Annotated in this window: 12 protein-coding genes and 1 pseudogene; 7 read left to right on the forward strand and 6 right to left on the reverse strand. The window is 70.2% G+C overall.

Translation table 11 applies throughout. From position 1 onward, the window contains the following. Nucleotides 1-24: 24 nt before the first annotated feature. On the forward strand, nt 25-1,023 hold the full coding sequence (locus BLU81_RS35775; protein ID WP_092551570.1) for a serine/threonine-protein kinase: 999 nt from the start codon (nt 25-27) through the stop codon (nt 1,021-1,023). Between the two features lie 349 nt (nt 1,024-1,372). Here the strand turns inward: BLU81_RS35775 and BLU81_RS35780 are convergent, their stop codons facing one another. From BLU81_RS35780 to BLU81_RS35790, 3 genes are all read right to left on the reverse strand, one after another. Beyond that, nucleotides 1,373-3,379, reverse strand: a complete 2,007-nt coding sequence (locus BLU81_RS35780) for an ATP-binding protein (protein WP_092551573.1) — start codon at nt 3,377-3,379, stop codon at nt 1,373-1,375. Nucleotides 3,380-3,390: 11 nt separating this feature from the next. Further along, a complete protein-coding gene (locus tag BLU81_RS35785; protein ID WP_092551576.1) occupies nt 3,391-4,737 on the reverse strand; it encodes a carboxyl transferase domain-containing protein in 1,347 nt (448 codons plus the stop codon). A gap of 159 nt (nt 4,738-4,896) precedes the next feature. Further along, nucleotides 4,897-5,574: a Crp/Fnr family transcriptional regulator gene (locus tag BLU81_RS35790; RefSeq protein ID WP_014447921.1), complete on the reverse strand. Its 678-nt coding sequence runs from the start codon at nt 5,572-5,574 to the stop codon at nt 4,897-4,899. A 205-nt stretch (nt 5,575-5,779) separates the two neighbouring features. Between BLU81_RS35790 and BLU81_RS35795 the strand changes: the two genes are divergently transcribed. The 5 genes and pseudogenes from BLU81_RS35795 to BLU81_RS35815 all read left to right on the forward strand — a co-directional run bounded on the left by BLU81_RS35795 (nt 5,780) and on the right by BLU81_RS35815 (nt 10,341). Further along, a complete protein-coding gene (locus tag BLU81_RS35795) occupies nt 5,780-6,949 on the forward strand; it encodes a CapA family protein (RefSeq protein ID WP_092551578.1) in 1,170 nt (389 codons plus the stop codon). Nucleotides 6,950-6,967: 18 nt separating this feature from the next. Beyond that, a pseudogene (gene nth, locus BLU81_RS35800) lies at nt 6,968-7,750 on the forward strand (endonuclease III); the annotation flags it as partial. Nucleotides 7,751-7,884: 134 nt separating this feature from the next. Continuing rightward, nucleotides 7,885-8,424: a TlpA family protein disulfide reductase gene (locus BLU81_RS35805; protein WP_307833785.1), complete on the forward strand. Its 540-nt coding sequence runs from the start codon at nt 7,885-7,887 to the stop codon at nt 8,422-8,424. After that, on the forward strand, nt 8,421-9,134 hold the full coding sequence (locus BLU81_RS35810; RefSeq protein ID WP_092551581.1) for an NUDIX hydrolase: 714 nt from the start codon (nt 8,421-8,423) through the stop codon (nt 9,132-9,134). The genes BLU81_RS35805 and BLU81_RS35810 overlap by 4 nt, the downstream gene beginning before the upstream one ends. 28 nt (nt 9,135-9,162) lie before the next feature. Further along, a complete protein-coding gene (locus BLU81_RS35815; protein WP_092551584.1) occupies nt 9,163-10,341 on the forward strand; it encodes a MarP family serine protease in 1,179 nt (392 codons plus the stop codon). 445 nt (nt 10,342-10,786) lie between these two features. On the opposite strand, the gene mycP is transcribed toward BLU81_RS35815, so the two are convergent. Both mycP and eccCa read right to left on the reverse strand, forming a co-directional pair. Then, nucleotides 10,787-12,151, reverse strand: coding sequence for a type VII secretion-associated serine protease mycosin (gene mycP, locus BLU81_RS35820; protein ID WP_373873269.1), 1,365 nt, complete (start codon nt 12,149-12,151; stop codon nt 10,787-10,789). Nucleotides 12,152-12,410: 259 nt separating this feature from the next. Beyond that, nucleotides 12,411-16,358: a type VII secretion protein EccCa gene (gene eccCa / locus BLU81_RS35825; RefSeq protein WP_092551587.1), complete on the reverse strand. Its 3,948-nt coding sequence runs from the start codon at nt 16,356-16,358 to the stop codon at nt 12,411-12,413. Nucleotides 16,359-16,516: 158 nt separating this feature from the next. Between eccCa and eccD the strand changes: the two genes are divergently transcribed. Next, nucleotides 16,517-17,944, forward strand: a complete 1,428-nt coding sequence (gene eccD, locus BLU81_RS35830; RefSeq protein WP_092558109.1) for a type VII secretion integral membrane protein EccD — start codon at nt 16,517-16,519, stop codon at nt 17,942-17,944. Between the two features lie 230 nt (nt 17,945-18,174). On the opposite strand, the gene BLU81_RS35835 is transcribed toward eccD, so the two are convergent. Next, the gene (locus tag BLU81_RS35835; RefSeq protein WP_092551590.1) at nt 18,175-18,675 is read right to left on the reverse strand and encodes an inorganic diphosphatase; all 501 of its coding nucleotides are present in this window, start codon (nt 18,673-18,675) and stop codon (nt 18,175-18,177) included. Nucleotides 18,676-21,091 lie beyond the last annotated feature (2,416 nt).

Here is a 21,091-nt window from a genome sequence, read left to right on the forward strand (position 1 = left end):
AGCGGCTGGCGTATTTTCTATCTCGTGACGGAGACCCCGCCTGGTGCCCTGCCCGTTCCATACGTGCCGGGCATGTCCGGTTTGTCCGTTATGGCGCGTGGTGGTTATGCCACCGTGTATCGAGCGACGCAGGATTCGGTCGGCCGTGAGGTCGCCATCAAGGTCGAGAACCGCACCCTCGACAACGCCCGCGATCAAGCCCGGTTCCTGCGCGAGGCCCGCGCCGCCGGCCGCATGTCGTCGCACCCGCACGTCGTCGACCTGTTCGACGTCGGCGTGACGGTCGACCAGCATCCGTACCTGATCATGGAACTGTGTGACGGGTCATACCTGGACCGGATGCGCGTCTCCCCGCTCACCCCGGTCGAAGCCCGCGATGTCGGCATCAAGATCGCGGACGCGCTGGTGCACTCACACGCCAACGGCGTCCTGCACCGCGACGTCAAACCGGCCAACATCCTCTACTCCGAATTCAACGCCGCCGTCCTCGCCGACTTCGGCCTGGCCGTCCTCGGCGAGATGCGCGACTCCTCGGTCACCCTCGAAGTGCTGACCCCGGCCTACGCCCCGCCGGAGATGTTCCGCCACGACAGCCCGTCCGGCGCCGCCGACGTCTACGCCCTCTGCGCCAGCCTCTACGCGGTGATGAGCGGCCGCCCGCCCCGCTGGGACAGCAACCGCAGCCCCAGCATCCTGACCCTGATGGACCTGTTCAACCACCCGATCGCGGAACTCCCCGGTGTCCCCCGAGGTCTGACCGATGTGCTGCGCTACGGCATGAACAACGACCCCGGCGCCCGCCCCACCGCCGAACAACTCCGTGACCTGCTCAACAACCTGCACCTGGACCCGTCGACCCCGCAGCCCCCGCCGACGGTCTACCGCACCGTCCGCCCCAACCACGTGCCCCCACCACGACCACGCCCGATCCCGCCGAGCACGCCGACCCTGGACGAAACCCCCACAGTCCACAACAACCCGGACCGCAAGGGCTTCTTCCAGAAGTGGTTCCTGGGAAACTGACGATCAACACCCTTTTCTGGTACGGATCGTCGCCCTTCACTGAACGTGGCGGTCGCCGCGAGAGGGCGGCCCCTCACGACCGACGGCGCGGCCGCCGGGCGTGAGCGATCCCTTCCGATCGATCACTTCACCTTGATGGTGACCGTGGTGCTGTTCGCGGTGCCGTTGTAGGCGCCATCGGCCCGGTAGGCGGTGGTTGACCACCGGCTTCACCGTGGGCCGCCACACGCCCTTGGCGTCGGTCTTGACCGTGGCGACGCCGTACAGCCATTGTCGAATCCCCGGTCAGTCATCGATGACGGTGAGACGATAGCGGATCGACGTGAACGGCCCTATCGATGTTCCGAGGTCATTCCGGGTCGAGCACGGCCAATAGTTCCCCAGTGTCCACTTCGGCGCCCGGCTGGACCGGCACGGACGACACGACACCGGCCGCGGGGGCGTGGACCGGGTGTTCCAGCTTCATCGCCTCCAGGGTGAGCAGCAGTTCGCCGGCCCGGACCCGCTGGCCGGGGACCACCAGGACGCGGCGGACGGCCCCGGGCAACGGAGCGATCAGCGACGATTCGACGGCTTCGGGGGCCGGCAGCGGGAACCGGGAGATCTCGCGAAGGGTGACCGAACCTTCCGGACTGTCGACGTAGGAGACCTCGCCGACCCGGTGGACGTGGACGGCCAGGCGGATGCCCTGCACGTTGAGGACCACCCGGTCACTGTCGGCCTGGACCACGACCACGGGCGGGTGCTCGTCGTTCACCGGGGCGTGCCCGAGTCCGGCCAGGTCCAGTTCCTCGGGGTCGACGGCCCGGACCCACCAGCCGGCGAGTTCGCCGTGGCGGTTCATCCGGTAGCCGACCTCGACCGGGCCGGTCGGGCCGTCGTAGACCGCGTTCTGGGAGCCGGACGGCACGTTGCGCCAGCCGGACGGCAACGAGCTGAGCACGGGGGCGGCGGCGCGTCGGGCGGCGGCTCCGGCGAGAGCCGCGGCCAGGCAGGAGAGACGGACGGCGTCCACCGACGAGAGCAGCGGGGCGAAGACTTCGGGATGCCGATCGAGGAAACCGGTGTCGACCTCGCCGGCCCGGAAGGCATGGTGCCGCAGCACCCGGACCAGCAGGTCCCGGTTGGAGACGACACCGTGCAGGTGGGTACGGGCCAGCGCGGAGGCCAGCATCCGGGCGGCTTCCTGGCGGCTCGGTGCCCAGGCGACCAGTTTCGCCAGCATCGGGTCGTGGTGCATGCCGATCACCGAGCCGTCGGTGACTCCGGCGTCCAGGCGCAGACCGGGCTGAGGCAGCGGGCGGAACTGGCCGGCGATGTCGGGTACCGCGAACTTGTGCAGGGTTCCGGTGGCCGGCAGCCAGGCGTAGGCCGGGTCCTCGGCGCAGACCCGCACCTCGATGGCGTGACCGCGGATCGGCGGCGGGCCCGGCATCGGCACGCTGCCACCTTCGGCGACCAGCAGTTGGAGACGGACCAGGTCGTAGCCGGAGACACATTCGGTGACCGCGTGGTCGGCCTGCAGGGTCGGGGTCAGCTCCAGGAACCAGAAGTCGCCGTTCGGGTCGAGCAGGAACTCGACCGCACCGGCGCCGACGTAACCGAGGGCCCGGACCGCGACGATCGCCGCCCGGCACAGGTCCTCGCGCAGCGCCGGGTCGACCGCCGGTGACGGGGTCTCCTCGACGATCTTCTGGTAGCGGCGCTGCACCGAGCATTCCCGCTCCCCGAACGGCACCACCGCGCCCTGGGCGTCGGCCAGGATCGGGACTTCGATGTGCCGGACGTTGCCGACGTACGGTTCGCAGAAGACGTCCCCGCCGACCTCGCGCCGGGTGGAGGCGACTGCTTCGGCGAGTGTCCCGGCGTCCCGGACCACCCGGATGCCGTGGCCGCCGCTGCCGGTCGCCGGTTTGATCAGCACCGGGAAAGAGGGCACCAGATCCGGATCGGTCCAGGTCGGCAGGACCGGCACCTGCGCCTCGGCGACCAGCCGCTTCGTCTCGATCTTGGCGACCAGGGTACGCAGCGTGGCCGGCGGCGGGCCGACCCAGATCATCCCGGCGTCCACGACCGCCTGGGCGAACCCGGGGTCCTCGGCGAGCATCCCGGTGCCCGGGTGCACGGCGTTGGCTCCGGCCCGCTGGGCGGCCGCGATCAGCGCCCCGGTCTGCAGGTAGGTCGCCGACTGGGTGTTGCCGGGCAGATGAACCGCGTAGTCGGCCTCGATCACGTGCGGCGCGTCGGTGTCGACGTCGGAGTAGACGGCGACCGTCTCGATGCCGACCAGCCTGCATGTGGCGAAGACCCGGCGCGCGACCTCACCGCGGTCGGCCACCAGAAGTCGTCGGATCACTGGTCTACCTTTCAAGGTCGGAACACACCGACGTGGCCGGCGCCTTCCACGGCCGCGCTGTGCACGGCGGAGAGGCAGAGGCCGAGGACCGTACGGGTGTCGCGGGGATCGATGACACCGTCGTCGGCCGGCGTGGCACCGACAGCGGGCCAACTGAATCGGAAACGGGGCTCGTCGGTGCGTTCGCCGGTGGCGTCGCCGACCGTGAGAGCCAGGTGCGGCACGGTGGACCGGGCGATGGCATGTGCCATCGGGGCGTCATGCACGTCGTCCGCCGTACCGTTCAACGGCGCCCCCGTGTGGCGGAGGAAGAGCAGCGGCGTCGCCGTGGCGTTCGCCACGTGCAGAAAATGCACCACTTTCTGAGCTTCGACCACCGAACAGGAGCGGATCGGGGCGGCGAGCACGCCGATCGGATATCCGTGCAATTCGCCCCACCCGGCCACCAGTGCGGTGCCGTGGCCGGGCTTGAACTCGTCGAAGTCGCTGTCGTCGAGGATCCGGGCGAACACCTCGCGGGCGTCGAACCCGGCCGGATCGGTGGCGGCCAGGGTGAGCAGGCCCTCCGGGGTGTGCCGGGGTGGCCGGGGCCGGATGGTCCGGGGTGGCGGGCCGTGTTTGCGCCAGTTGAGCCGGCGCACACTTTGCCGGGCCAGCCGCAGACCGTCCCGCTCGTCTTCGGCCAGTTGATCGGCGGGCCCGTCCGGACCGGCCGGCACGACCGGGGTGGCCCGCACGTCGACGCTGGTGTGACCGTTTATCGGCTGCGGGTGGATCGTCAGCACCTTGGCATGACCACGGACCCGGATCGTGTAGTCGCAGAGCGCCGGCAGATAGGCCGCGTCCCCGGTGGCGGCCCCGAAGACCACGCAGATCGAGGGCACCCGCTCCGGAGGGAAGAGACCACCGGCCGCGCCCGGGTCACCCGCCGACTCGACCAGGCCGACCATCGGCAGCCGGTTCACCGAGGCGATCGTGGTGGCCCGCCGGATCTTCTCCACCGTGTACGGGTTGACCGCACCCTCGTTCACGGTCGGATCGTTCGCCACCACCACACATTCGACGCCTTCGACCACGCCGATGCCGGTGACCACACTCGCCCCGACCGGGTACTCCGAGCCGCGGGCCGCGACCGGGCACAGTTCCAGGAACGGGCTGTCCTGGTCGAGCAGCATCTCGATGCGCTCGCGGGGCAGCAGTTTGCCGCGCGCGTGATGCCGGGTCACGTTCTTCTCGCCGCCACCGGCCCGCGCCTCGTCGAGGGCGGACTCCAGATCGGCCAGGAGCTCCAGAGTCGTACTGCGCCCCTGAAGGTAGGCGGGGTCACGCGGGTCCAGCGTGGTGTCGAGCACGGTCATCTCGCCACACCCCTGCCTGCCTTCAATGCCGCGCCCTTCCCGTTCCTGCCGATGCCTCTCGGCCACCTCCGTAACGAGTGGCTAAGGGGATGCGACACGGACCGGTGTAACGGCACGACTCAGGGGCTGTCCGAAAGGACAGCCCCTGGAAAGCAGTGGTCAGACGCGGGCGCGGCGGGCCAGGCGCTCCGGGTCCAGGATGATCACGCTCTTGCCGTCGAGGCGCAGCCAGGCGCGTGAGGCGAAGTCGGCGAGCGCCTTGTTGACCGTCTCGCGGGAGGCGCCGACGAGCTGCGCCAGCTCCTCCTGAGTGAGGTCGTGCGTCACCCGAAGGACACCGCCGTCCCGGGTGCCGAACCGGCCCGCCATCTGCAGCAGGTTCTTCGCGACGCGACCGGGCACGTCGGTGAAGATCAGGTCGGCGAGTGCGTCGTTGGTGCGGCGCAGCCGGCGGGCGAGCACGCGGAGCAACTGCTCGGCGATCTCCGGCCGGTTGTTCAGCCACGGGCGCAGCGACGACTTCTTCAATCGGGCCAGCCGGCTGTCGGTCACCGCGGTCGCGGTGGCCGTGCGCGGACCCGGGTCGAACAGGGACAGCTCACCGAGCATGTCCGACGGCCCCATGATGGAGACGAGGTTCTGCCGACCGTCAGCGGCCCGGCGTCCGAGCTTGATCTTGCCGGACAGAACGATATACAGGCTGTCGCCGGCCTCGCCCTCGTTGAAGACCACGTCGCCCTTACGGACTTCGATCGTGTCCATCTCCTTGGCGAGCGCCTCTGCGGCTTCCGGGTCTACTCCCTGGAAGATTCCGCTGCGAGCCAGTACCTCATCCATCGCCGCACCTCCGAAAACGCGCAACGTCTGCGCTCGATCAGTCTAGGCGCACGCGGGCGGGAAACGGGCGGCCACCCCTTGATCCAGATACTGGACGGTAACAGGTTCGCCATGACAGCCGGTGACAATTCAGCGGTCCGGGCATATCAGGACGGGCCTTTCGTCTGTCGATTCCGCTTGCGTTCCGACGGTATCGTCCGCGTCGATGAATTCGCACCCCCCAGCCCATCGTACGAAACGTTCAGCACTCGGCGTCACGATTGCCGTTGCTGTCCTTATTGGCGCCGGTTTGGGGGGATGTTCCCTGGTTAGCCCGGGCGATGAGGCGCCGGTTTGGAACGCGCCGTCCGGATCGTCCCCCTCCGCCGCCGACGGCTCCGCGCCGACCGAGGAGTCCGCCGAGGTCGAATCGATCAGCCTCTCCGCCACCGGCGACATCATCATGGGCGACGCCCCGAACCGGTTGCCCGCCCGCGACGGCGACGGGTTCTTCGACTCGGTGGCGTCCAGCCTCACGGCCGATCTGGTGATGGGCAACCTCGAACAGCCGCTCACCGGCGACACCGGCACCTCCAAGTGCGGAACGCCGAAACGGCCAAACTGCTTCGCCTTCCGGTCGCCGCCGGCCTATGCCGGGCACCTGAAGGAGGCCGGGTTCCAGTTGCTCAACACGGCCAACAACCACTCCAAGGACTACGGCCCTCAGGGCTACGAGAACACCGTGACCGCTCTGGAGGGCGCCGGGCTCGAACACACCGGGGCCGAGGACCAGATCACCGTCGTGGACGTCAAGGGTGTCAAGGTGGCGGTGGTGGGCTTCTCGCCGTACGCCGGTGCCAACAACCTGAACGACCTGTCCGCCGCGGCCACCGTGATCAAGAAGGCCGCCGAACAGGCCGATCTCGTCGTGGTCCAGGTGCACATGGGTGCCGAGGGCTCGGACAAGACCCACGTGAAGGCCGGCAACGAGCTGTACTTCGGGGAGAACCGGGGCAACCCGATCAAGTTCAGCCGGACCGTCATCGACGCCGGTGCCGACCTGGTCGTCGGGCACGGGCCGCACGTGCTCCGGGGCATGGAGTTCTACCAGGGCAAACTGATCGCTTACAGCCTCGGCAACTTCGCCGGTGGCGGGCGCACCCTCTCTCGCGACGGTGTCCTGAAGTACTCCGGGGTACTGCACGTGTCGCTCACCAAGGACGGCTCGTTCACCGGCGGGAAGTTCGTCTCCACGTACCTCAACGATCTCGGTGTCCCCACCCTGGACAAGACGAATGAGCGCGGCCGGAAGATGGTCGCCGACCTGTCCGAGGCCGACTTCGACGCCACCGGTGCGGTGATCGGGGCGGACGGGAGCATCAAGGCCCCGGCGTGACCGACGTACTCTTTACCGGTGACCCGACCGAGCGCAGCGACTCTCGCACCGAAGCGCTTCGCGGGAGAGACGGTGCTGGGGCGCAAGCGCCGGGCCCGCAAGATGGCCCGCGAGCTCGCTGAGACACACCCCGACGCGCACTGCGAGCTGGATTTCACCGATCCGCTCGAGCTGGCCGTCGCGACGATCCTCTCGGCGCAGACCACCGACGTGCGGGTCAACCAGGTGACTCCGGAGCTGTTCCGGCGCTACCGGACCGCGGCCGACTACGCCGGTGCGGACCGGGCCGAGATGGAGACGATCCTCCGGCCGACCGGATTCTTCCGGGCCAAGACCAACTCGCTGATCGGGCTCGGTCAGGCCCTGCTGGAGCGGCACGACGGGCAGATCCCGCGCAAGCTCGACCAGTTGGTGAAACTGCCCGGCATCGGCCGGAAGACCGCGAACGTGGTGCTGGGCAACGCCTTCGGGGTTCCGGGCATCACCGTGGACACCCACTTCCGGCGGCTCACCAACCGGTTCGGGTGGGTCGACGAGCAGGACGAAGTGAAGATCGAGTTCCTGATCGCGGCCATGATCGAGAAACGCGACTGGACCATGCTGTCGCACCGGGTGATCTTCCATGGGCGTCGGGTCTGCCACTCGCGGACCCCCGCCTGCGGGGCTTGCACGCTGGCTGCCATGTGCCCGTCGTACGGGACCGGGCCCACCGAGGCTGCGCCTGCGGCGAAACTGCTCAAGGGTCCGCGGGCACGCGAGCTGGCGGTGGCCGCCGGGGTCGACCCCGATCTGGTCCCGGTCGCCGCGCTCTCGCTTCCGTCGTCCGACGTCGACCCGTCGTCCGGCGCTGGTTCGCTGTCCGGCGCCGAATTGTCTTCGTCTGGCGTCGCTGGCTCCTCTCCGGCTGATGATGCCGACCCGGCTCCGGAGCTGCTGTGATTCGACGGCTTGCGGCGCTGGCCGTGCTTGCGGCGCTGGCCGGCTGCACGGCCGCGGTCGAACCGGAGACACCGTCGCCGTTCGCCGCGTGTGACGGCCTGACCGGCGGCACCACCAAGTCCGAGATTCCGGATATTTCGCTGAGCTGCTTCACCGGCGGCGCCGAGGTGCGGCTGCGTGACCTCCCCACCCCCGCTGTGATCAACATCTGGGGTTCCTGGTGCGGCCCCTGTCGCGAGGAGCTTCCGGTCTTCCAAGGACTCGCCGACCGAGCCGACGGCCGGTTCACCGTGATCGGCGTCGACACCAAGGACAGCCGTACGGCCGGGGCCGAATTCGCCGCCGACAAGAGTGTCAGTTTTCCGACTCTCTTCGATCCGGAGATGACGTTCGCCAACAAGCTCGGGGCGACGATGCTGCCCGCCACCGTCTTCATCGATGCCGACGGGGGAATGTACGTGCATCGCGCGTCCATGGACGTCGATCAGTTGATCGAACAGGTGCGGAAACACATCGGCGTTACGGTGACCCGATGAGCCGGGGTGAGGTTCTACGGCGTCCCGACGACCTGCCTGACTGGTTCGAGCCGCTGCTCACCAGGGTCGGCGAGTGCCGGTCCGAGGACTTCACCGCCCTGCGCAAACCGGTCGGCTCCGGTGGCCGGGCCAGCGCGGTCCTGGTGCTGCTCGGCGAGGACTCCACCGGGCAGCCGGAGCTGCTGATCCTGCAGCGGGCCGCGACCATGCGAAACCACGCCGGCCAGGTGGCCTTCCCCGGCGGTGCCACCGACCCGGAGGACGCCGACGCCTCAGCCACCGCGCTGCGCGAGGCCAGCGAGGAAGTCGGGCTCGACCCGTCGTCGGCCGAGGTGCTGGCACTCCTGCCGGACATGTGGATCCCGGTCAGCGGCTTCGTCGTCACTCCGGTTCTGGCCTGGTGGCGCAAGCCGCACACGGTTTCCCCGTTGCAGGCGACCGAAGTCGCGCATGTCGACAGACTGCCGATCAGTGAACTGGCCGACCCGCAGAACCGTATCCGGGTGCGACATCTGAGCGGTTGGATCGGACCCGCGTTCCAGGTCCGGGGACTGCTCGTCTGGGGTTTCACGGCAGGGGTGATCGCGGCATTGCTGGACATGGCGGGTTGGTCGATCCCCTGGGACGCGGGCCGTGTCGTCGATCTGCCCGACGCCACCGCGCCCGTACCAGCCGCTCGTGGCGGTGCACCCGACGAGGTGGTGCCGTGAGCTGGCCCCCGACTTCTACGCTGAGTGAGTGCCCGTGGTCGATGTACTCCTGATCCTGCTCATGGTGCTGTTCGCGATCAGCGGATATCGCCAGGGCTTCGTCATCGGCGCGCTGTCGCTCGGTGGGTTCTTCAGCGGTGTGCTGATCGGCCTCCAGCTCGGCCCGCTGCTCGCCCGCCAGTTCGAGAACGGCACGGTACGGCTCGTCGTCGCGCTCGGTGTCATCCTCGTGCTCGCGGTGCTCGGGCAGACCCTGGCCGGGTGGCTCGGCACCAACCTGCGGCAGGTCATCGAGAGCCGGCCCCTGCAATACCTGGACGACGCCGGTGGCGCGCTCGTCTCGGTGATCGCCGTGCTGTTCGCGTCCTGGCTGGTGGCGGTGCCGTTCGGGTCGACGCCGTTCCCCGCGATCAACGCCGCGGTCCGGGACAGCGCCATCCTCGGTGGCGTCACCGAGCTGATCCCCGACGAGGTGCGCGCCCTCTCGTCCGGTCTGCGCGACACCATCGACACCAACGGTTTCCCCGACGTCTTCGGCGGTCTGGCCCGCACCCAGGCCCGCGAGGTCGCCGCCCCCGACCCGGCACTTGCCGGTTCGAAGGTGGTCAAGGACTCACGCAGCTCGGTCCTGAAGATCCTCGGCTCCGCCCCCAGCTGCTCCCGCCGTATCGAGGGCACCGGTTTCGTCTACGCCCGCGAGCGCGTGATGACCAACGCGCACGTGGTCGCCGGAACCCGCGAGGTGGTGGTGGAGAGCGGCGACCGTCAGCTGGAGGCCCGCGTCGTCGTCTACGACCCGAAGCGCGACCTGGCCGTCCTCTACGTGCCCGGCCTGCGCGCCCCGGTCATGGAGTTCGTCGCGAAACAGGCCGCGAGCGGCGCCAACGCGATCGTCCTCGGCTACCCGCAGGACGGCCCCTACGACGCCCAGTCCGCCCGCATCCGCGACATGAGCCGCATCACCGGCCCGGACATCTACGAGTCCGGTGACGTGACCCGCGAGATCTACACGATCAAGTCCCTGGTCCGCAGCGGCAACTCCGGCGGCCCCCTGATCGACCCGTCCGGCAACGTGATCGGCGTGATCTTCGCGGCCGCCGCCGACGACAAATACGTCGGCTTCGCCCTGACCGCCGACGAGGCCTCCGGAGTAGCCGCCACCGGCCGAGCCAACACCCGAACCGTCCGAACCGGCGAGTGCGCCTAACCCACCAGACCCAGGGCGTCCGAGCAAACTTCAAGACCGTTTCTGGTACGCACCACGGCCTCACAACCACAAGCCACCCCGCCCGTGGCACCACGAGAGGTCCGCGCGGCGCAGGGGCCGACGCCCGACCGCCGGGCGGAGGCGCCCCGCACCGGCTACCCCTCGCTCGGCGGCGCCAGCCCCGACCCGGCCTCGCCTGGTGAGTTCCCCGGCCCAGACGTGTGGTGACTTGGGGTGCGAATCGAACCCGAAGGCACCACACCGAAAAGGCACTCGCACCTCGACCCCGAAAGCTCCCGAACGCTCGCTCGTCAGCGCCGGCCCGACTGCGGTCCGGCAACGCCGCGCGTCGGCTACCCGTCGCCTTGGTAGCGCCAGGCTGCCCTCGTCTGGTCGCGCCGGCCGAGGAGACCCGGGGCGGGGTGGGCGGGGATCGGGGTGAGGGTCAGTTCGTGGTGGCGGCGAAACGGCGGATGGTGACCGCGGCTGCTATCGCGGACAGGGCCAGCAGCAGGATCGCGATCCAGCGGGCCACCGGCACACCGGATTCCGTGGTCGGCTGTTTGTCCGGTGCGGCCCAGCCGCCGACGTTGCCGCCGGGGACCTTCTCGGTGTCGTTCTCCGGCTTGACGGTCTCGTCCGGCGCGGCGGCCTGACCGGAGGCGGGCGCACTACCGAACCGGGCCACCCCGGCCGGCGGAGTGTTGTCGAGCGGATTGGCCGCGCTGTAGGGCACGTCGGCGGTGAGTGCCCCCACCGGATCGATCATGCCGAAACCGAACTCGGCGTCCCGGCCGGGCGCACCCCGGTCCTGAGCGGTTTTGATGATGCGGTTGACGACCTCACCGGCGGGCATGTCGGGCCAGCGGGACCTGATCAGGGCCGCGGTCGCCGACACCATCGGTGCGGCGAAGCTGGTGCCCTGGACCCGCCAGTACCCACCGGGGCGGGCACCGACCAGTTCGGTCGCCGGCGCGGTCACCACGGTCTCCTTGCCGCGGATCGAGCCGGTCCAGAGTTCCTCACCGTCGCGTTGCAGGCCACCGACCGCGATCACCCCGGGTTCGCGAGCCGGGTACCACACCCCGACCTTCGTGGTCTGCGTGGTGGACGTGCCGGTCGAGTTGCCGGTGCAGGCGACGACCACGACGTCCCGGGCGAACGCGTAGTCGATGGCGGCGGCCAGCGCGGGGCTGGAACCGCTGCCACCGAGGGACAGGTTCACCACCTTGGCACCGTTGTCGACCGCCCAGCGCACGCCCCTGGCGACGATCAGGGCGTCGTCGTAGCGGTTCTCCTCGTCGAGGACCCGCACCGGCAGGATCTTGGCTTTCGGGGCGATCCCGACGACACCGAGCGTGTCGTCGGCCCGGCCCGCGATGATCGCCGAGACCGAGGTGCCGTGGCCGACCGGGTCGCTCGTGCCGTTACCGCCCTTGTCGACCAGGTCGGTGCCGGGCAGCACCTGGCCCTCCAGATCGACGTGGTGGGCGTCCACACCCGAGTCGATGACCGCGACCGTGACACCGGTGCCGTCCGCGTAGCCCCACGCCCCGGGCAGGTTGAGCGCCCCCAACTGCCACTGGTCGTTGCGGACCGAGTCACCGGTGAGGCTGATCGGCGCGGTCAACGGCTGGGCGGACGCGGCCGAGGCCGGCACCCCGAAGGCGATCAGGCAGGTCAGGGTGGCCACCCCGAGCCGCTGCCCGGGCCGGGTCAGACCGCTGCCCGGAACACGGCTCGAACCGCTGCCCGGAACACGGCTCGAACCGCTGCCGGGAACACGGCTCGGAACACGGTGACTCAGCACCGGACACCGCCGACAGGCGCCGCCCATCGCGGCCTGCCCGGCCGAGCTTCGTTGCTCACACTGCTCACGGTCGGCGTCGCCCATTCTGAGTCGGTCGGTCGATCTGAGCCAGCCGGTCGATCTGAGACGAGTCAGTCGAGTCACATCGGCCAGTCACGTCAAATCGGTCAGTCGAGTCGGTCAGTCGATGGAGGGAGATTACTCCCCAACACCGGCGTGTCGCTGCGATCCTTCACGCCCAATCGCACCGGGTGTCTGTTCATTTTCCGGAATCCTGAAACGGTGGCTGATGGGCCAGCTGGATCAGGCGGGTGCCTTCACGCCGCGTGATCAGGCGGCCACGACCCGGTGGTAGCGGTATCGGTTTGATGTTTCCGATGAGCGCACCCTCCTCCGGTGAACCGGACATCACCAGACCGGGCATGGACAGCTCCCGCAGTTTCTGGATGACCGGCTCGAAGAGGGCCCGGCTCGCGCCACCGGACCGGCGGGTCAACACCAGGTGCAACCCGATGTCCCGGGCCTGGGCCAGGTAGTTGACCAGCGGCGTGAGCGGGTTCGTCGGCCCGGAGACGACCAGGTCGTAGTCGTCGACCAGCACGAACAGTTCCGGGCCGGTCCACCACGAGCGGTCCCGCAGTTGCCGGGCGGTGACGTCGGGCCCGGGCAGACGGCGCTCCATGTAGGCGGCCGCCGACTGGATCAGCTGAAGTGCGGGCTCGGCCTGCATGCCGTACCCGATCCGGTGTTCGGTCTGTGGAATGTCGATCAGACTGCGCCGGTAGTCGACCAGGATGATCCGGCACTCCTCCGGCTGGAACCGGTTGGTCAGCGTGGTGGCCACCGAGCGCAGGAACGACGACTTGCCGGACTCGGCGTCCCCGAAGAGCAGGAAGTGCGGGTCGCTGGCGAAGTCGATCTCGACCGGCTGCAGGTTCGCCTCGGCGATACCGATCGGGATACGCAGCCCACTGCCGCGCTCCGCGTTGAGCGCGGTGTAGGGCACCGACGGCGGCAGCAGCCGGACTCGCGGGGCCGGCTGGCCCTCCCACGCCGCGGCGATCGCCTTGACCAGGCCCGCGGTGTCGCCGAGCGAGCTGATCTCGGGCCGGACCGTGAGCAGGTGCAGACCCTTGGCCCGGTTGGTGGGATGCACGATCATGCCGCGGCCCGGTGCGTTCTCGGGCACGTCCTTCGCCGCCCGGTGGTTGATGACCGAGTCGGTCGGGTCGCCCAGCCGCAGCTCCAGCCGGGAGCCGAAGAGGTCCCGGACACCGGACCGGAAGTCCATCCAGCGGGAGGAGGCGGCCACCAGATGGATGCCGTACGACAGACCCCGGGTGGCCAGGTCGGTCAGGACCGGCTCCAGCTCGTCGAACTCCTTCCGGATCGTGCTCCACCCGTCGATCACCAGGAACACGTCACCGAACGGATCGTTGCCACCCGCGCGCCGGCTCCGGTACGACGCCATCGAGTCCACCCCGAGCTCGGCGAACCGGGCCTCCCGCTCGGCCAGCAGGGTGATCATCTCGCCGGCTGTCCGACGGATGCCCTCGGTATCCAGCCGGGAGAACACCCCGCCCACGTGCGGCAGGTCGCGCAGCGTGCCGAGCGATCCACCACCGAAGTCCATGCAGTAGATCTGCACCTCGGCCGGGGTGTGGGTGAGCGCCAGACCACAGATCAGCGTCCGCAGCGCCGTCGACTTGCCGCTCAGCGTGCCGCCGACCACCGCCACGTGCCCGGCCGCACCGGCCAGGTGCAGCCACATCACGTCCCGCAACTGCTCACGGGGCTTGTCGACGATCGCGATCGGCACCTGGAGCCGGTTGTGCACCGACGGGTTGGTGAAGGTCAGCCCTCGGCCCGCCATCACACCGACCGGGCCGAGCAACTCGTCCAGCGCGGACGAATCCTCCAGCGGCGGCAGCCACACCTGGTGAGCCGGCGGCCCCTGCCCGACGATCCGGTCCACCATCACGTCGGCGAGCTTCGGACCGTCCTCCTGTTTGGCCACCGGCTGCGGCTCGGGCGCGGCGGCCTGCACCGGCACATGCTGAGTGGACCAGGGCAGCACCCGAGGGCCGTGGTGCTGCACCCGCGTGCCGGACGGCCCGGACCGGCGGATCGACCCGCTCACGTACGCCGCCTTGAACCGGGTCAGCGGCTCGGTGCCGAACTTCAGATAGCCGTTACCGGGGGCCTTGGGCAGCTCGTACGCGTCCGGCACACCGAGGACCGCCCGCGATTCCAGGGCCGAGAACGTGCGCAGACCGATCCGGTACGACAGGTGGGTGTCCAGCCCGCGCAGCCGGCCGTCCTCCAGCCGCTGGCTGGCCAGCAGCAGGTGCACCCCGAGTGACCGCCCCAGCCGGCCGATCTGCAGGAAGATCTCGATGAAGTCCTGCTTCTCCTTCAGCATCTCGGTGAACTCGTCACAGACGATGAACAGCGTCGGCAGCGGCGCCAGTGGGGCACCACCGGCACGGGCGCGCTCGTAGTCGTACAAGCTGGCGTAGTTGCCCGCCTTGGAGAGCACCTCCTGGCGGCGGGCCATCTCGCCCTCCAGCGCGTCGGCCATCCGGTCCACCAGCGGCAGCGCGTGCTCCAGGTTGGTGACCACCGCGGCGGTGTGCGGCAACCGGTCCATCGCGGCGAAGGCCGCGCCACCCTTGAAGTCGATCAGGATGAAGTTCAGCACCTCGGACGAGTGCGTCGCCGCGAGCGCCAGCACCAGCGTCTTGAGCAGCTCCGACTTACCCGAACCGGTGGCGCCGATGAGCAGGCCGTGCGGGCCCATGCCGTCCTGCGCAGACTCCTTGATGTCCAGCTCGACCGGCATCCCGTCGCCGCTGACCCCGATCGGCACCCGCAGCATGTCCCGGGCCGGGCGGGCCGGCCAGCCGTTGGCGACGCTGAAACTCTCCGCGTCGGCGATGCCGATCAGCTCGGGCAGACCGGTCTCGGTCGCCGTCGACGAGCCGCCCGGATCGGCCGCGACCGCCAGCCGCAGCGGTGCCAGCCGCCGGGCCACCGCCTCGGCCCCGGCGACGGTCAGCCCGTCGGCCCGGCCCACCTCGCTGTCGTGATCCATCGTCCAGGTGCCGAGCACCCCGTCGGTGCGCACCTCCAGCACCAGCGCCGACCGGTCCAGCAGCCGAGGAGGCGCGGTGTCCAGGTCGAGCACGGTAAGACCGTCCAGCGCGTCGTCCAGCCGCGTGTTGGCCGGTTCCGCCCCGTCGATCACCACCAGCACGTGCGGGGTGCTGCCGGCGCTCTCACCGGGATGGAACCGGGGCCGGTTGCCCAGCACGTCCTCGAGCATCTCGGCCAGTTCCGGCTCGGCCCCCGCGACCAGCCGGACCGCGCCGAGCGCGTCGTTGCGTCCCGGGTGCCCGGCATGGGGCAGCCACTTGACCCACTCCCAGTGTGATCGGGCGTCCTGACCGGCACAGACCGCGATCACCAGATCGTCCGGCGCGTGGAAGACGGCGAGCTGCGTCAGCACCGCCCGGACCAGCGCCCGCGGGCCCTCCGCGCCCGGCGCGTCACCGCGCACATAGATCCGGGAGAAACCGCGCAGCGACATCGCCACCGGCAGATCCGGCACCACCGAATAGGCGTCCAGGAACCGGCGCAGCGCACCCGCGGTCATCGGCTCCAGCTCGTCCAGCGGACGGGTCACCGGCGGCATCAGCGGGGTGGCCAGCGTCTGCGGCCCGACACCCACCCGCACCACACCGAAGTCCGGGTCGCCGGCCCGGCGCTCCCAGACCCGGTGGCTGCCGACCGTCGACCAGAGCCGCTCCGGATCGGGATGGCGGTAGAGCAGCCCGACCCGCTGCAGCCGGGCCGTCTCCCGGACCCGTTTGCGCAGCGAGGCTAGATGCCGCAGGTACTCCCGGCGGGCGGACATCATCTCGGCCTTACGCGGCGCCCCCGAGGCACCGAACGAGGTCATCATCATGGCCAGCGAGGAGACCCCGAAAAGACCACCGATGACGTACGAATACGCGCCGCCCCGGCCCTGGCCCATCATCATCGCCATGGCCAGCGTGCCGCCCAGCATCGGCAGCGCCATCAGCCACTGCTTCCAGCCGCCGGCCACCTCCTCCGGGATCTCCGGCGGCGGCTCGACCACCAACTGCTCGGCCGGGATCTCGGGTGCCGGCCTGCGGGCCGCCCGCTTGACCACCACGGTGCCCATTCCGCCCCCTACGCTGTCCAGCTCAGCGACCCCGGCATTCTCGGGCCCGCACGACCGGGCTCATGCTAGGTAAAGTGCTGTCGATCCCGCAGCCTCGGGGCCCGCTGATGTGGATAAACCCGCGTTCGCAGGCTGTGGACAACCGGAAGGACTACCAGGTGAGCGTCGGTCTGGCCCGCGTCACGATCAGCGCGCCGCAACGTCGCGTCGACGTGGCCCTTCCCGAGCAGGTTCCGCTGGCCGAGTTGCTGCCGGAGGTGCTCCGCTACGCCGGTGAGGGACTCGCCGACGAAGGCGAGCGACACGGCGGCTGGGTGCTGCGGCGCGGCGACGGTGTGGTTCTCGCCACCGGCCAGGGCCTGCACCCACAGGGCGTGCGCGACGGCGAGGTCCTTCACCTGGTCCCGGCCGGCGAATCCTGGCCGGAGCTGGAGTACGACGACGTGGTCGAGGCCATCGCCGAGGGCGCGCGCCGCCGCGGCGGAGTCTGGACCCCTGCCTCCAGCCGCACCGCCTCACTGGCCGCCGCCGCCGTACCACTCGGCCTAGGTCTGCCAGCCCTGCTCGCGAGCAGCGCCAAAGGCAACTGGCCGGGCATCGCCGGGCTCGCCGTGGCGGTTCTGCTCGCCCTGATCGGGACGGTCGCGTCCCGGGCGTTCGGAGACGGCCGGGCCGGGGTGGCCCTCGGTGGTTATGCGCTGCCGTACGCGTTCGCCGGTGGAGCGACCCTGGTCACGTCGTACGACAAGGGTGGTGTGCTGTCTCCGGTGCCCTGGCTCGGTGGCCCGGAACTGCTCGCCGGCTCGGTCGCGATCCTCTTGATCTCCGCACTGGCCGGGGCGGGCGTGGCGGCCGGGGCCCGGTTCTTCACGGCCGGCGCGACGGTCGGCCTGCTGGGTGCGCTCACCGCCGCCACCGGGCTGTTCACCGACGCGGCCGGTGGTGCCGCCGTGCTGATCTCGGTGCTGATCTGCGGGATCGGGGTGCTGCCGCTGCTCGCGGTCCGGTTCGGGCGGACCCCGCTGCCGCCGGTCAGCCTGCCGCCCGGCACCGACGCGCCGTCGACCGTCGAGGATCCGTTCCGGCAGAGCACCGGTGACTCGGTGCGCCGTCTCCCGCAGCGGGCGGCGGTGTTCGCCGCGGTCACCCGTACCGATGAGCTTCTCGCCGGAATGCTCCTGGGACACGCCGTTCTAGCGGTCGGGGCCTTCGCGGTGCTCGCCACCGACGGTTCCTGGGCCTCCCGGGCCCTGCTCGGCGTCGGCGCGGCCTCGCTGCTGCTGCGCTCGCGTCTCTTCGTCTCCCGGCGGCATCGGGTTCCGGTGCTCACCGCCGGTCTGGCCGGCGGTGCCGCCCTCGGACTCGACCTTCTCACCGACGCCGGCAGCGCCCTTCCCGCGGTGATCGCCGGAGCGGTCGCGGTCGCTTTGATCACCGTCGCGGCCGGAGCGCAGTACGCCGACAAGCCCCCGTCGCCCTATCTCGGCCGGGCCGCCGACGTCGTGGACGCCCTGGTGGTCGTCTCGGTCATCCCGGTCGCCTGTGCCGTGATCGGCCTCTATGGAGCCGTCTCCGGCATCGGCTGACGGCTGCGTCTTCCACCGGCTGGTCCGACGGTGTTCGCCCGCCCGCCGGCTGGCCCGGTCGCGGTTCCTTGCCGGCTGCCGGTCGTCTTTGCCCGCTGACTGGCCCGGTCGTCTTTACCGGTCGGCTCGTCCGGTTGTGAAAAATGTCTCGCCTAATGCGAGCGACCGCACCCGTCGGGCCTTACGAGGCCCGCGGGTGCGGTCGTCAGCGGTCTTGCGGGAGCGAGCGGTCAGTGCTCTCCCTCGGCCTCGGCGGCCTCAGCGCGCTTGAAGGAGGCGCGGATCTCGGCTTCCGCCTCGATCCGGCCGACCCAGGTAGCGCCCTCGACCGACTTGCCCGGCTCCAGGTCCTTGTAGACCGTGAAGAAGTGCTGGATCTCCATCCGGTCGAACTCGCCCAGGTGGTGAATGTCGCGCAGGTGCTCCTGACGCGGGTCCTCGAACGGCACGCAGAGGACCTTGTCGTCGCGGCCCTTCTCGTCGCTCATCCGGAACATGCCGATCGCGCGGGCGCGGACCAGGCAACCAGGGAACGTCGGCTCCTGGATCAGCACCAGAGCGTCCAGCGGGTCGCCGTCCTGCCCCAGGGTGCCCTCGATGAAGCCGTAGTCCGCGGGATACTGTGTCGCGGTGAAGAGGGTCCGGTCCAGCCGGATACGTCCGGTCTTGTGGTCCACCTCGTACTTGTTGCGCTGCCCCTTGGGGATCTCAACCAAGACGTCGAAATCCATTATGCGCTCCCCTTTTGCTTGCCCGCTTGAGTAGTCCGGTTCGCTGGGCGGGAGCGAGGCGTGGAAGCAGGCCCGCAGGATCCGCGCGCAACGGTGTGCCGGATGTCGCTAGTCTCCCCTAAGTCTGACGCCACGGGCGAGGAGGGGCGTGTGACGAGGCAAGATTCACATGACGGTCCGGAAGAACACGGCGTGTCGGGTTCGCAACCCGGCCCTGTGGAGGGTAAGTGGGCGCCTGACCCACCGGCCTCACCTCCGGCATACCCTCATATTCCGGACAATAGCGAGCCGCCACCGTCTGACGCCGGGCCATCGGCCGGTCGTGCCACGGTTTCCCCACCAACGGGTGAGGAACGTCGCCCGTTCCCCTGGCAGCAGCCGGACCCTCGGTCAGCCGCCCCACCACCCGGCGCCCCGCAGCCATCCGCCGCTGCTCCCACGTCGCCCGGGAGTGCGAACGTCCCACCGGGCGCGAACCCGCAGGCCTCGGCGCCCGGGCAGTCGGCCGTGCCGCCCGGCCTGGCGCAGTCCTTGTCCGCCACGCCGGGCCAGGCCGCCGTTCCGTCCGCTGCGGCACGCTCGCTGGCATCCGCGACCGGCCAACCGACATCCCAGACGCCACCGAAACCCCAGAGGCCACAGACTGCAGCGGCATCACAGGCGTCATCGGAGTCTGGACCAGCGGCGTCGCCAGCTCTGACGGCGCGATCTGGGCAGCCTGGGCCGTTTGGGCAGCCCGCAGTGTCCGGGCAGGCCGGGTCGTCCGGGCGGCCTGCGGCGTCCGGACCGACGGCGTCATCCGGGCAGGCCGGATCATCCGCCGTGCCGTTGTCGCCGCAACCGGCACCGGCCGCGCCACCCAGCGACGCGCCGGTGAACGCTCCGCATCCCGGATCCTTGGGCCAGCAGCCCGGCCGGGCTGGAGCCTTCTCCGCTGGCGGTCAGCAGGCCGCTAGCGCTGATCTTCCGGCTGCGGGGCCCTCGTTCTCCGCGCCGAGCCGCCCGGCCACCGTGCAGTTCACCGGCGCTCAGCCCGGAGCGGGTCCGACTTCGGGTCCCACGCCACAGGATCTTGGGCGGGTGGGTTCGCCTGGGTCGGTTCCACGGGCGGGTTCGCCGGGGCCGGATTCACGGGCGGGTTCGCCTGGGTCGGATCCATGGAAGGGTTCGCCTGGTTCGGGTTCACGGGCTGGTTCGGATTCACCGGCGGCGTCTGCTGGAAACCCTGGCCAGGTCGCTGCTTCGCCGACTCCCGGAACGGGGTGGAACTCCGCTTCGTCGTCCGCCGGGCCGGAGACCTCACCGGCACCGGACTTCTCCGAGCCGACCTCTGCGCCTCAGGCCTCAGCGTTCGGGGCGGGGGCGGCGAATGCCTCGGGGCAGGTCATGCCGCAAGGCCCTGGTGCGTCGGCGGAGCAGCCCTCCCGGCCAGGGACGGATCAGGGCTTCGTGCCGTCGGCCGGTCAGGGTTCCACGTCCGCACCTGGTCAAGGTTCGGTATCCACACCTGGTCAGGGTTCTCCGCCTGCGGCTGGTCAGGGCTTCGTGCCTTTGGCTGGTCAAAGTGGTGTACCGGTGGTCGGGCAGGGGGCCGGGCGTGCTGCGGCGCGGGTTCCTGGGCAGGTTGCCGGTGGGCAAGGGGCTGGACGGGCCACGGGGGTGCAAGCTCCTGGGCCGGTGCCGAGAGGGCCGGTTTCAGTGCCTGGTCAGGTGTCCTTCCAGCCGGTTCCCGGGTTCGGGCAGGCAGAAGCTCAGGCTGTCTCGGGTGCTGGGCCTGGGCCTCGCGCTGGCACCGGGCCCGAGCTTGGCGCTGGCACTGGGACGGACGGGCAAGGGGCAGCGGTTCCGGAGCAGAAGGGGCCGCAGGCGTCTAATCAGGAACAGCCGGTGGGCGCACAACCGTTGCTAGCAGGGGCGAATGCTTCTGTGGAGGCTCATAACGCCCCAGCTAGCACCCAGTATTCTTCCCAGGCTCAGCAGCCTTCTGGGGCTCAGTCGGCTTCCCGGACGCAGGCTTCTGAGGGGCCGGCCTCTGGAACTCAGAACGTTTCCGGTGGGACGCAGAACGTGCCGTTCGGTGGTCAGCAACCCGGGCGGGCGAGTGGGTCGCAAAGCCCGGGGACGTCTGGCCGCGCGGTGATCCCGCCTGCGGAGACGCCGTGGTCCGGGTTTGGCCTGTCGGGGTCTGCCGTGCCGAACACCTCTCCATCGAACCCCTCCCAGCTGAGCCCTGCTGGGCCGAGCGCCGGAGGTCCGAGCGCTGGTGGGTCGGGTGCTGGCGGGCCGAGGGCTGGTGGGCCTGGTTCTGGAGGGGCGTCTGGTTCGGCCAGTCCGTTCGGTCTTGGTGGGCGTGCGAGTGATGGGTCGGGGGAAGGGTCTGCCGGAGGTTCGGGGCCGAACTATCCGCCGAGTGGGC

This window comes from Actinoplanes derwentensis, assembly GCF_900104725.1.
GTDB classification, from domain to species: domain Bacteria; phylum Actinomycetota; class Actinomycetes; order Mycobacteriales; family Micromonosporaceae; genus Actinoplanes; species Actinoplanes derwentensis.